Origin of the sequence: Enterocloster citroniae (assembly GCF_040545455.1) — a bacterium.
GTDB classification, from domain to species: domain Bacteria; phylum Bacillota; class Clostridia; order Lachnospirales; family Lachnospiraceae; genus Enterocloster; species Enterocloster citroniae.
The window spans coordinates 69,725-82,208 of the sequence record NZ_JBEPLZ010000006.1 but is presented as its reverse complement, the minus strand read 5'-3'; the positions used below and the strand labels follow the sequence as shown (position 1 = coordinate 82,208).

The 12,484-nt window shown below is 50.9% G+C and carries 12 protein-coding genes and 1 riboswitch; all 12 genes read left to right on the top strand.

The window, feature by feature from the left end; translation table 11 throughout:
* Positions 1-118 precede the first annotated feature (118 nt).
* The 12 genes from rsmA to thiE all read left to right on the top strand — a co-directional run bounded on the left by rsmA (position 119) and on the right by thiE (position 12,139).
* Complete coding sequence (gene rsmA / locus ABID13_RS09780; protein ID WP_007865603.1) at positions 119-985, top strand: 16S rRNA (adenine(1518)-N(6)/adenine(1519)-N(6))-dimethyltransferase RsmA; 867 nt, start codon at positions 119-121, stop codon at positions 983-985.
* A 126-nt stretch (positions 986-1,111) separates the two neighbouring features.
* Positions 1,112-2,896: an oleate hydratase gene (locus ABID13_RS09775; RefSeq protein WP_048930033.1), complete on the top strand. Its 1,785-nt coding sequence runs from the start codon at positions 1,112-1,114 to the stop codon at positions 2,894-2,896.
* Positions 2,897-2,964: 68 nt separating this feature from the next.
* Positions 2,965-3,363, top strand: a complete 399-nt coding sequence (locus ABID13_RS09770) for a zinc ribbon domain-containing protein (RefSeq protein ID WP_045091085.1) — start codon at positions 2,965-2,967, stop codon at positions 3,361-3,363.
* A 211-nt stretch (positions 3,364-3,574) separates the two neighbouring features.
* A complete protein-coding gene (locus ABID13_RS09765) occupies positions 3,575-4,687 on the top strand; it encodes an ABC transporter ATP-binding protein (RefSeq protein ID WP_007865617.1) in 1,113 nt (370 codons plus the stop codon).
* 10 nt (positions 4,688-4,697) lie between these two features.
* Positions 4,698-5,564, top strand: coding sequence for a carbohydrate ABC transporter permease (locus ABID13_RS09760; RefSeq protein WP_007865620.1), 867 nt, complete (start codon positions 4,698-4,700; stop codon positions 5,562-5,564).
* Positions 5,564-6,475, top strand: a complete 912-nt coding sequence (locus tag ABID13_RS09755; RefSeq protein ID WP_048930032.1) for a carbohydrate ABC transporter permease — start codon at positions 5,564-5,566, stop codon at positions 6,473-6,475. The genes ABID13_RS09760 and ABID13_RS09755 overlap by 1 nt, the downstream gene beginning before the upstream one ends.
* Before the next feature lie 85 nt (positions 6,476-6,560).
* Positions 6,561-8,009: an ABC transporter substrate-binding protein gene (locus tag ABID13_RS09750; protein WP_048930031.1), complete on the top strand. Its 1,449-nt coding sequence runs from the start codon at positions 6,561-6,563 to the stop codon at positions 8,007-8,009.
* Positions 8,010-8,058: 49 nt separating this feature from the next.
* Entirely contained in the window at positions 8,059-8,793 is a 735-nt protein-coding gene (locus ABID13_RS09745) for a glycerophosphodiester phosphodiesterase (protein ID WP_007865627.1), read from the top strand.
* Positions 8,794-8,806: 13 nt separating this feature from the next.
* Positions 8,807-9,658, top strand: coding sequence for a Cof-type HAD-IIB family hydrolase (locus ABID13_RS09740; RefSeq protein WP_007865628.1), 852 nt, complete (start codon positions 8,807-8,809; stop codon positions 9,656-9,658).
* A gap of 57 nt (positions 9,659-9,715) precedes the next feature.
* A riboswitch (TPP riboswitch) is annotated at positions 9,716-9,825 on the top strand.
* A 113-nt stretch (positions 9,826-9,938) separates the two neighbouring features.
* Positions 9,939-10,475, top strand: coding sequence for an energy coupling factor transporter S component ThiW (thiW, locus tag ABID13_RS09735; protein WP_007865630.1), 537 nt, complete (start codon positions 9,939-9,941; stop codon positions 10,473-10,475).
* An 82-nt stretch (positions 10,476-10,557) separates the two neighbouring features.
* Entirely contained in the window at positions 10,558-11,475 is a 918-nt protein-coding gene (gene thiM / locus ABID13_RS09730) for a hydroxyethylthiazole kinase (RefSeq protein WP_048930030.1), read from the top strand.
* Positions 11,462-12,139, top strand: a complete 678-nt coding sequence (thiE, locus tag ABID13_RS09725; RefSeq protein ID WP_007865633.1) for a thiamine phosphate synthase — start codon at positions 11,462-11,464, stop codon at positions 12,137-12,139. Before thiM ends, thiE begins: the two co-directional genes overlap by 14 nt.
* The last annotated feature ends 345 nt before the right edge of the window (positions 12,140-12,484 follow it).

Here is a 12,484-nt window from a genome sequence, read left to right as displayed (position 1 = left end):
TTGGCGGACATGTTGACTTTTGTCCGGGAATAAAGTAATCTTAAAAGAGGGTCTTGCATGAGGATGGACGGAATGGATGCAGTGTACGCAGTGCTTGGCCGGGAAAGGAATTTATTACATGGCAGATTTGGGTAATCCGAAACATACCATAGAGATCATACAAAAATACCAATTTGCGTTTCAGAAACGGTTTGGCCAGAATTTTCTCATAGACACCCACGTATTGGACAAGATCATAAGTGCGGCAGGAATTACAGAGCAGGACTGTGTGCTGGAGATCGGGCCTGGGATCGGCACCATGACCCAGTACCTGGCTGAGCATGCAAGGCGTGTGGTGGCGGTGGAGATCGACTCCAATCTCCTGCCTATTCTGGATGAAACATTAAAGGGATATACGAATATCACCGTGATCAATGACGATATTTTAAAGGTGGATGTGGGAGGCCTGGTGAATGAATATAATGAAGGACGTCCCGTTAAGGTGGTGGCCAACCTTCCTTACTACATCACCACTCCGATCATCATGGGGCTGTTTGAGAGTGATGTGCCCATTGACAATATAACGGTCATGGTCCAGAAGGAAGTGGCGGACAGGATGCAGGTGGGGCCGGGGTCCAAGGATTATGGGGCATTGTCCCTGGCTGTCCAGTATTATGCCGAACCCTATATTGTGGCCAATGTACCGCCCAACTGCTTCATACCAAGGCCCAATGTGGGCTCTGCCGTTATCCGGCTTACCAGATACAAGGAACCGCCGGTACAGGTGGACGATCCCAAGTTTATGTTTAAGCTGGTCCGGGCTTCCTTTAACCAGCGCAGGAAAACCCTGCAGAACGGGCTTAACAATTCGCCGGAGATACCTTATGACAGGGAAATGATCGCAAAGGCCATTGAGAGCCTGGGTGTGCAGCCGGCCATCAGGGGGGAAGCCCTGAATCTGGATCAGTTTGCCCAGTTGTCCAATTATTTTACAAGAAATGCATAAAATGGCACGGGCCATGTATCTACAGGCGGAAAAAGGGGAACACTGAAGTGTGGTTTTAAGACCGTTGAAGGAATTATTTTCTTAGATATCTGAGAATTTATATAAACGGAAAGGAAGGAAATGCCAATGAACAAGAAATTGGGAAAGGTCCTGGCAGCGGCTGCTGCAGGGGCGGCCGCAGGGGTGGCGGTAAAGAAACTGCGCGACAACAAAAAAGAGCAGGAAGATGCAAGGATATCAGCCATTGAGGAAGCGGTGATGAACAACCGGGATTACGGCAGCAGAAAGGCGTATCTGGTTGGCGGAGGCCTGGCAACCATGGCAGCGGCAGCATATTTGGTGAGGGACTGCAAGTTCCCCGGCAAGCAGATCACCATCTATGAGGGGATGCACATCCTGGGCGGCAGCAATGATGGAATCGGCACACCTGAAAAGGGATTTGTATGCCGCGGCGGCCGTATGCTCAACGAGGAGACGTATGAGAATTTCTGGGAGCTGTTTGATTCAATTCCCTCCCTGCGCCAGCCCGGACGCAGTGTGACTGAGGAGATATTGAGCTTTGACCATGCCCATCCCACCTGCGCAAAGGCAAGGCTGGTGGATAAGGACGGCGTGATACAGGATGTAAAATCCATGGGCTTTAACCAGGCGGACCGCATGGCTCTGCTGAAGCTTCTTCTCACAGATGAGAAAAAGCTGGATAACCTGACCATTCAGGATTGGTTTAAGGAAACCCCTCATATGTTTGAAACCAATTTCTGGTATATGTGGCAGACCACCTTTGCATTCCAGAAATGGAGCAGCCTTTATGAGTTCCGTAGGTACATGAACCGTATGATTTTTGAATTCAGCCGTATTGAGACGCTGGAGGGCGTGACAAGAACACCCCTGAACCAGTATGACAGCGTGATCCGTCCGCTGGAAGCCTACCTGAGAAAGGCAGGGGTTACCTTTGTGGAGAACTGCGAGGTGACGGATATTGATTTTGAGGATGGCCATGGCATTACGGCAAAGACCCTGTATCTGAAGCGCAGGGTGGAGAACACGGATGATATGGGAGAGAACGGGGAAGCTGCTGCAAAGGATTCCTACGTGTTTGAGACGGTCGCCCTGAACAGCAACGATATCTGTATCATGACCAACGCGTGCATGACGGACAGCGCTACTCTGGGAGATTTCCACACACCAGCGCCAATGCCTGTGCAAAAGCCTATCAGCGGTGAATTGTGGGCCAAGGTTGCGGCAAAGAAGCCTGGACTGGGAAATCCGGAGCCGTTTTTTACAAAGCCTCATGAGACCAACTGGCTCAGCTTTACGGTTACTTGTAAGGGAGATGCCATGCTTAAGGTCATTGAAGAATTTACCGGAAATGTACCGGGCAGCGGTGCCCTTATGACATTTAAGGATTCCAGCTGGCTGATGAGCAGTGTGGTTGCAGCACAGCCTCACTTTGTAAACCAGCCCATGGACACCACCATTTTCTGGGGTTATGGTCTGTATACCGATGCAGTGGGAGATTATGTAAAGAAACCAATGAAGGATTGTACAGGTCAGGAGCTGCTGAACGAATATCTCCATCACCTGCATATTCCGGAGGATCAGATTGCGGAACTGATGAAGACGGTTATCAATGTGATCCCATGCTATATGCCATATGTGGATGCCCAGTTTGAGCCGCGCAAATACAGTGACAGGCCGCAGGTGATTCCGGCAGGCTCCACCAACTTTGCGATGGTGAGCCAGTTTGTGGAGATTCCGGACGACATGGTATTCACAGAGGAATATTCTGTGCGTGCCGCAAGAACTGCTGTGTATGGTCTTCTGGATGTGAAAAAAACGATCTGCCCGGTCACACCGTATAACAGGCAGCCAAAGATTTTGATGAAAGCTCTTAAAAAGGCATATCTTTAAAAATAACGGACAGAGTTGGCACATAGCCGGACTCTGTCCGGATTAGTCTGAGGGGAGAATCAGCAGATATGATATTCATAGGAGGAATCAGCCAGGGACGGAAGATCCTGAATTATGTGAAGACCGTAATCTGTGACCGGTGCGGCGGATACGGACGGTACGAGGTGTTCATGACGTATATGTATTTCAGTTTCTTCTTTATTCCCTTATTCAAGTGGAATAAAAAGTTTTATGTTAAAATGTCCTGCTGTGATGCGGTGTATGAGCTGGACCAGGAGGTGGGCAAGGCCCTGCTCCGCGGCCGGCAGGTGGATATTACCCAGTCGGACCTGACGCTGGTCCAGGAGGGAAACAGGAGAAGTACTTACAAGGATGGGGCCTATAAGGTATGGAAAAAATGTGTCCGGTGCGGATATGAGACAGAGGAGGATTTTGAATACTGTCCCAAGTGCGGAGGAAGACTGTAGGGGAGACGGATGGTACATACCCTTAAGGGGCAAGTGACCTGTTCTCATTCATATTAAACGATAAAAGATTTTGCACAGCAGATTGATGACATGCTCATTGTCTGTGGTGCAAAATTTTTTTGTTTTACCATCATTTTACCAAATCCGCCTTTTTGATTTTACCGGCGCCATTTAAAATTGAATGGTAGATTACAGATAGGAAGGAACAAAAATGTCTGATATATCATTGGTAAATGTTTGTAAAACCTATAAGAACGGTTACAGTGCGGTGAAGGATTTTAATCTGGATATCAGGGATAAGGAGCTGATCATTTTTGTGGGGCCCTCTGGCTGCGGAAAGTCCACTACCCTGAGGATGATCGCGGGACTGGAAGAAATTTCTTCCGGTGAACTGTGGATCGACAACTGCCTGATGAACATGGTGGAGCCAAAGAACAGGGATCTGTCCATGGTATTCCAAAATTACGCCCTGTATCCCCATATGACGGTGTATGAGAATATGGCCTTTGGACTGAAGGTACATAAAACTCCGGCGGCAGAGATCCAACGGCGGGTCAGGGAGGCGGCGGATATACTGGAGATCGGCCATCTTCTGGACCGGAAGCCGGAGGCACTGTCAGGCGGACAGAAGCAGAGGGTGGCGATCGGAAGTGTGATCGTGAGAAAGCCTAAGGCCTATCTGATGGATGAACCCCTGTCCAATCTGGATGCCAAACTCCGGTCCCAGATGCGGGTTGAGATCGCCAAGCTCCATAAGCAGCTGGATGCCACGATTATCTATGTAACCCATGATCAGGTGGAGGCCATGACCTTGGGAACCAGGATCGTGGTCATGAAAGAGGGGATGATCCAGCAGGTGGCTCCGCCGGCGGAATTGTATCAAAATCCCGTGAACCAATTTGTGGCCGGATTTATCGGTTCCCCATCCATGAACTTTCTGGACAGCCAGGCAGTGGTTTTTGATAAAATGCTGTGGCTGGAAGGAAATGGGTGGCGGCTTCAGCTACCGTCCGTATTGAGTAAAAGGCTGCTGAGAGGAGGCTATGCAGGAAAAAATATCACCCTTGGCATAAGGGCAGAGGACCTTCACCAGGAGGGGGAAGGTGATTCCTTTTTACAGGTGGATGTGCGGGTCAGGGAAATGCTGGGCTCGGAGGTACTGCTCCACGGGGATACATGCGGACAGGGAACGGTGGAACATGTATCCGCCAAGCTGCCGCCTTCCTGTACTGCAAAGGCCGGAGACCGGATACGTCTTTATGCGGATATGGACCGCATCAAGTTATTTGACAGGGGAACCGAAGAAAATATTCTGTATGTTTAGGAGTCTTGCCATGAAAGGACAGTCGTTTACAAAGAAAACAGGGCCTTATGTTTATACGTTGCCCGCACTTTTGGTGTTTGCCGTATTTCTTTTTTATCCTTTTTTTAAAACTATTTATCTCAGCCTTTATAAGACAAATAAGATGGGCCAGGCCAAATTGTTTGTAGGTCTGGGAAATTATGTGGAGCTTTTTACATCCAAATCATTTTTTAACAGCCTGGCTGTTACATTGGCCTTTGTGGTGATCGTGGTGGCGGGCAGTATGATACTGGGCCTTTTGTCCGCAATGCTGTGCAACCGTTCATTTCCGGGGATCCGGGTGTTCAGCACGGCTTACGCCCTGCCCATGGCAATTGCCTCCAGTTCCGCGGCCATGATCTTCAGGATCATGCTGCATCCTTCCATCGGCATTGTGAACAAACTGCTGGGACTGGATATCAATTGGGTCAATGATCCCAAATACGCCCTGGTGTGTGTGGCCCTTCTCACAGCGTGGCTGAACAGCGGAATTAATTTTCTGTATTTTTCCGCGGGCCTGAGCAATATTGACGAGAGTATCTACGAGAGGGCCTCTGTGGATGGGGCGGGTGAAGTGCAGAAGTTTTTCCGGCTTACCCTGCCGGGTCTGAGTCCCATTATGTTCTACACATTGGTAGTGAATATCATCCAGGCATTCCAGGCATTTGGACAGGTGAAGATCCTGACAAAGGGAGGGCCTGGGGAATCCACCAACCTGATCGTATACTCCATTTACAGGGATGCATTTTTTAATTACAGGTTTGGCAGCGCAGCGGCTCAGTCCGTTATCCTGTTTGCCATCATTATGGCACTGACGCTGGTGATGTTTAAAGTTGAAAAAAGGGGGGTCAGCTATTGATGGACCAGACACTTGTGATCAGAAGGACCGGTGAGATTGACCGGGAACAGATTGTAAAAATGCAGGAGGCGGCAAACCGCAGAGCGCTTTTGATCAGAAGAAGCAGGACGATCCTGCTGGTTGTGCTCAATCTTGCTGTTTCGCTGTTTGTGCTGCTGCCGCTTCTGTACGCGGTGAGTGTGGCGTTCATGCCATCCAGTGAGCTGTTTACAACGGAAATGAACCTGGTACCCAAGGCGCCCACGTTTGAAAATTTCCGGCAGGCTCTGGTAAAAGTGCCCCTGGCCAGGTTTGTGTTCAACTCATTTTTGGTTGCGGGCCTTATCACCCTGGGACAGATCATATCCTGCTCCCTGGCGGCATTTTCATTTTCCTTTCTGGAGTTTAAGGGAAAGGAGATCCTGTTCATGCTGGTAATGGCCACCATGATGATACCCGGGGAAGCCACCATTATATCCAATTACCTGACGGTAAGCAGTTTTAACTGGCTGGATTCCTACCAGGTGCTGATTGTGCCCTATCTTACATCGGCCATGGGCATTTTCCTGTTCCGCCAGTTTTATAAGTCATTTCCCATATCACTGTACGAGTCTGCCAGGATAGACGGGTGCACCAATCTGCGCTTTATATTCAGGATCCTGCTGCCTCTTACAAAGTCGGCCATTGGGGCCATGGCAGTATACACGTTTATCAATGCCTGGAATATGTATATGTGGCCCCTGCTGGTCACCGGATCCAATGAAATGCGCACGGTACAGATCGGTATCAGCATGCTGAACAATGAGGACGCCCAGTCCATTACACTGATGATCGCAGGGGTTGTACTGGTCATCATACCGTCCATTGCCATTTTCATTGCAGGTCAGAAGCAGCTGATCAGAGGAATGTTTTCAGGGGCGGTTAAGGGTTAGGTATGTTATGCAGTTATTGAAGCATGCCTCCGCAACACGCCGGAGGCTGCATATAAAATTATTAGAATCGGAGGAATGATTGATCATGAAAAAAACATGGATGGTATCAGCAACAGCAGGGGTTCTGGCCGCCGCCTTATTATGCGGCTGCGGTGCACCGGCTGCAACGGCAGGCAGTGGGGGAAGCCAGGCAGGAGGACAGTCAGTGGAAGGACAGCCATCAGAAGGACAGTCAGCAGCACAGCCAGCGGCACAGAACACCCAGGGGGCAGCTGGCCAGGCCGGGGGAAAGAAAGCCGCAGAGGGGACTGCCATCACGTTCTGGCATTCCATGGGCGGTGTGAATGGGGAAGCGCTGGATTATCTTGTGAGTCAGTTTAATGAAAAAAATGAGCTGGGCATCAAGGTGGAAGCCCAGTACCAGGGAGAGTATGATGATGCCATCAACAAGCTGAAAAGCGCTCAGATCGGCAACATGGGAGCTGATCTGGTGCAGATTTATGATATCGGCACACGGTTTATGATCGATTCGGGCTGGGTCATCCCCATGCAGGAGCTGATTGATGGGGATGGCTGGGATAAATCAGTGATTGAACCCAATATTGCCGCGTATTATACTGTAGATGAGAAGCTGTATTCCATGCCCTTTAATTCTTCCACGCCCCTTCTCTACTACAATAAGGACATGTTTGAAAAGGCCGGGATATCAAAGGTTCCGGAAAGCCTTGGGGAGATTGCGGACGCAGCGGACGCCCTGGTGCAAAAGGGCGGTGCAGGGGAACCGATCTCCCTGGGGATTTACGGATGGTTTTTTGAGCAGTTCACCTGCAAACAGGGGCTTAGCTATGTGAATAACGGCAATGGAAGGCAGGGTGCTGCCACTGCGGTGGAATTTGACCAAAATGGAGCTGCTGTCAATACGTTGACCGTGTGGAAGGACCTGTACGATAAGGGATATGCGCCCATCGTGGGGAGGGGAGGCGATTCCGGGCTGGCTGATTTCAGTTCGGGAAAATCCGCAATGACGTTGGGGTCCACGGCTTCCCTCAAGCAGATCCTGGAGGATGTAAACGGCAAGTTTGAAGTCGGTACCGCCTATTTTCCAAAGGTAAATCCTGAGGACAAGGGCGGCGTCTCCATCGGAGGAGCTTCCCTGTGGGCGCTGAACAATGAGGATGAGGCGAAAAAAGCTGCCACATGGGAGTTTGTGAAATACCTTGTATCCCCTGAGAGCCAGGCGTACTGGAACGCCCAGACCGGATATTTCCCGGTGACCACGGCTGCCCATGAGGAACCTGTATTTAAGGAGAACCTGGAGAAATATCCCCAGTTTGGAACCGCCATTGACCAGCTTCACGATTCCACTCCGGAATCCGCAGGTGCGCTTATAAGCGTATTCCCTGAGGCCAGACAGGTGGTGGAGACAGAGATTGAGAACATGCTGAACAACCATATCAGTCCCCAGGATACGGCTGCCAATATGGCAAAGCAGATCAACAAGGCAATTGAGGAATATAATCTGCTAAATGAGTGATAATAGTTGTATTGTGACGCGGTCACATGGATGAAAGGGGTTTGGAAATATGAAAACACAGGTTTGGGCCCACAGGGGCGCATCCGCCTATGCGCCGGAAAACACATTGGAGGCATTTTCGCTGGCAGCAGAGCAGGGGGCGGACGGGGTGGAGCTGGATGTGCAGCTGACCCGGGACCATCAGCTGGTAGTAGCCCATGATGAGACCATAGACAGGGTGAGTGACGGATTTGGTTATATTAAGGATCACACCCTGAGCCAGCTGAAAAAACTGCATTTTAACAAACTGTTTCCGGAGTACCGCCAAGCTTCCATCCCTACCTTAAGGGAGGTCTATGAACTTTTAAAACCCACGGGGCTGGTCATCAATGTGGAACTGAAAACAGGGATCGTCCGGTATGAAGGGATTGAAGAAGAGGCGCTTTCACTGGCCGCTGAGATGGGGATGAAGGACAGGATCATTTACTCCTCCTTCTACCATCCAAGCCTTGTTAGGCTCAGGGAATTGGACCCCTCTGTATATACCGGCCTGCTGTATTCGGACGGCTGGCTGGACGTGGCCTCCTATGGAAGGAACAGGGTCCATGTAAATGCCCTCCACCCTGCCTTGTACCATATGCAGGATAAGGATCTGGTCCCCGCTGCCATGGCCTGGGAGTTAGGGCTCCATGTGTGGACCGTCAATGAAGAACCCCATATGGAAATGCTGGTAAAACAGGGCATAGAGGCCATTATTACAAATAAACCCGATTTGTGCCGGTCCGTGGTTGACCGGATGGGGTGAAAGGATTGGTTGAATGGTAAAATTAGTGGCAGTTGATATGGACGGCACTCTGCTGGGCCCGGATGGGCATATATCCGTGCGCAATGCCCATGTGATCCGGTGTATGCAAAATGCAGGCGTAGAGCTGTTGGTATGTACGGGCAGAAGCTATGCGGATGCCCTGCTGCCTTTGGAGGAAGCCGGGCTGAAGGCAGCGGTCGTATGCATGAACGGGGCATCTGTCTATGACTGGAAAGGACGGCTGATCCATAAACAGGAGCTTGCCCGGTCCCAGGTGGAACATATACTGGAATGCTGCCGGAACGAGGATGTTATCTTTGATTTTATGACAGACAGGGGGAGCTGCACCATTGCCGGTGAGGAGGAGTTCAGGGAATGTTTTGAGCGCGATATCCTTCTTCCCATGGCGGAATACTCCTATGAGAATATAAGACGGAGATTTACGCTGATACCGCCCGGTGAACTGCTTTGCAGGGGATTGGAGTTCTATAAGATATCCGTGATCCATGAATCCCGCCAGGTTCTGGAACAGGTAAAGGAGCGGCTTAAGGCAGTGGAAGATCTGGCAGTGGCCTCATCCTTTATCACCAACCTGGAACTGACCCATATTGAGGCCCAGAAGGGCAAGGCCCTGGCCGCCTATGCATCCATGAAGAATATACGGCTGGACCAGGTCATGGCCATAGGTGACAGTGAAAACGACTATTCCATGCTTTCCATGAATCTGAAATATACGGTTGCTATGGGAAATGCCATGGAACGCATAAAAAATACAGCCAAATGCCAGACCCGTACCAATGCACAGGACGGGGTGGCCTATGCTATTGAGAATCTGGTCCTGTACAAGGAGGCCGGCAGGGCGTGACGGAACATGAGCAAAATTGACCCAATGCATTGACAAAGCAAATAACCAGTGCTATGCTTATTGACAACAGGGAGCTTGTAAAGCAGGCTGAGAGGAAGTAATCGAACTTCGACCTATTGTACCTGATTTGGGTAATGCCAACGTAGGGAAATATGCGCCGGTTAATTGATTGTATATCATGGTTCATATCCCACGGGGTATGGGCCTTTTGTTTTTCATATCCAGAAGCGGTCAGAATATCCAGGATCGAGTACACCATAAGATAATGGAGGAAATAAGTATGAAAATGAGTGTTAAAAAGTTGGCGGTAAGCGCCATGCTGGTGGCTTTGGCAGTGTCACTGTCCAGTTTTGCGATCCCTATCGGAGCGTCCAAATGTTTTCCCATCCAGCACCTGGCAAATGTGGTTGCAGGCGTGTTCCTCGGCCCGGGGTACGGTGTGGCCATGGCATTCTGCACCTCGCTGATACGCAACCTTATGGGCACGGGAAGCCTTTTGGCATTTCCGGGAAGCATGATAGGAGCCCTGATCTGCGGCCTGGCGTACCGGTATTCCGGTAAACTGATGCTGGCCTATGCGGGAGAAGTTTTTGGCACCGGTATCGTGGGCGGTATCCTGTGCTACCCCGTGGCAACCATGGTCATGGGCAAAGAAGCAGCCATATTCGCCTATGTGATGCCGTTTCTGATGAGCACGCTGTGCGGCACTGTGATCGCGGCATTTTTAATCGGGGTGCTGTGCAAGTCCGGGGCATTTAAATATATGAAGCATTTGCTGGATACGGATATCCAGCCGTCTAAGGCAGTGGGAAAATAAATACCGGTGGAGATACGGACACCGGTGGAGAAACAGATAACGGTGAGGATACAGACACCAGTGAGGAAATGGATACAGCGTCATGATACATAGAGAATGGATAAAAGAGATCAGAAATACCGCCCCGCGGATCCACTGCATTACCAATTATGTGACAGCCGGGGATGTGGCTAATATGATACTGGCTGTGGGCGGTTCGCCGATCATGGCTCAGGGGATCAGGGAGGTGGAGGACGTAACCACCATCTGTCAGGGGCTTGTGCTGAACATGGGGACCCTGGAGGAAGAACGGGTGGATGCCATGATCCTGGCCGGAAAAAGGGCGGCGTCACTGGGGCATCCCATTATCCTGGATCCCGTGGGTGTTACCGCATCCGGGTTTCGCCGGGCATCTGCTTTAAGGATCTTAAGGCAGGTGCCTGTATGCGTCATCAGAGGAAATGCATCCGAGATCTGTGCACTGGACCAGGCGTTTGGGGGAATGGACCGCGGAAATGTATGCGGTGTGGATTCCTGTACAGATTCCGTCATGGACGGACAGGTCTCATCAGCCCTGTCCCTGGGACGCCGCACCGGCGCAGTGGTTGTAATGACCGGAAGCGTGGATGTTGTGGCCGGTCAGCACCAGGTGGTGACTGTAAGGAACGGACATCCCTGGATGGCGCGTATCACGGGGAGCGGGTGCATGCTGGACGGCGTCATGGGCGCGTTCTGTGCCGTGGCGGCCAGGTATGAGGACAAGGGCCCGGCTGAGGGCGGAGACCCGGTTGAGGATGGAGGCCCGGCCGAGGGAGGAACAATCGGCAGAAATGGCGGGGATGCGTATGTGCAGGCCGCCGTAGCCGCACTGTGCGCCCATGGGATCTGTGGGGAACTGGCAGCTGAAAAGGCCATGGAAAGCGGTGGCGGAACCGGTACCTTCAGGATGTATCTGATGGATTATATGAGCATTTTAACGGATGAAATGCTGGAAGGAGGCAAACGGATTGAGATTTCATAAAGACCAGCTTTTGATATATGCGGTGACGGACAGGGCATGGACAGGGGGCAGGAGCCTCTGCGGGCAGGTGGAGGAAGCGCTTAAGGGCGGTGCCACCATGGTCCAGTTTAGGGAGAAAAGTCTGGAAAAGAAGAACTTTGACCAGATACTGGGAGAAGCAAAGGCACTGAGGGAGTTGACGCAGAGGTATCACGTTCCCCTGATCATAGATGACAACATGGATCTGGCAGAGGCATGCAATGCGGACGGGCTCCATGTGGGGCAGGATGATATGGATGCCCAAGCAGCAAGAAGGATCCTGGGCCCTGACCGAATTCTGGGAGTCACGGCAAAGACCGTGGAGCAGGCACTGAGAGCCCAGGCACAGGGGGCTGATTATTTGGGAAGCGGTGCTGTTTTCGGCACCACCACCAAGGCGGACGCACGTCCCATGACCATGGAGACCCTGCGTGAGATTTGTGATAGTGTGGATATTCCGGTGGTTGCCATCGGAGGCATCAACCTGGGGAATATCGGACAGCTGTCAGGCAGCCATGTGGCAGGAGCAGCCATTGTTTCAGGGATCTTTGCGGCTGAGGATATCTGCGGGACAACCCAATGCCTGGTGGAGGAAATGAAAAAAAGTTTGAATTTATTTCCAAAAACAGTTGACAATTCAAAATGATGTGATTATAATAAGTTCAACATTCAACAAAACATAAAAAACTGTTGAGCAGGAGTAAGTAAGATCATAATTCCAGGCGCAGAGAGCTTCCGGCCGGTGTAAGGGAGCATTGGATTAGAATCTGAATGGACCTGCGAGGGCAGCTGGAAACCGGAAGCGTTTACGCTGATGGGAGTATGGGCTGACGGGTATCCCACCGTTAACAGGGAGGACGCATGATGGTGCGTTACAGAGCGGGCGTATTTTATTTTTGTTCAATAACACAGCATCAGGTTAATTTTAACTTGATGCTTTTTATTTTTCCTTTTCACAGGAATGGAACGGAAACAACGTCAACCAGGGTGG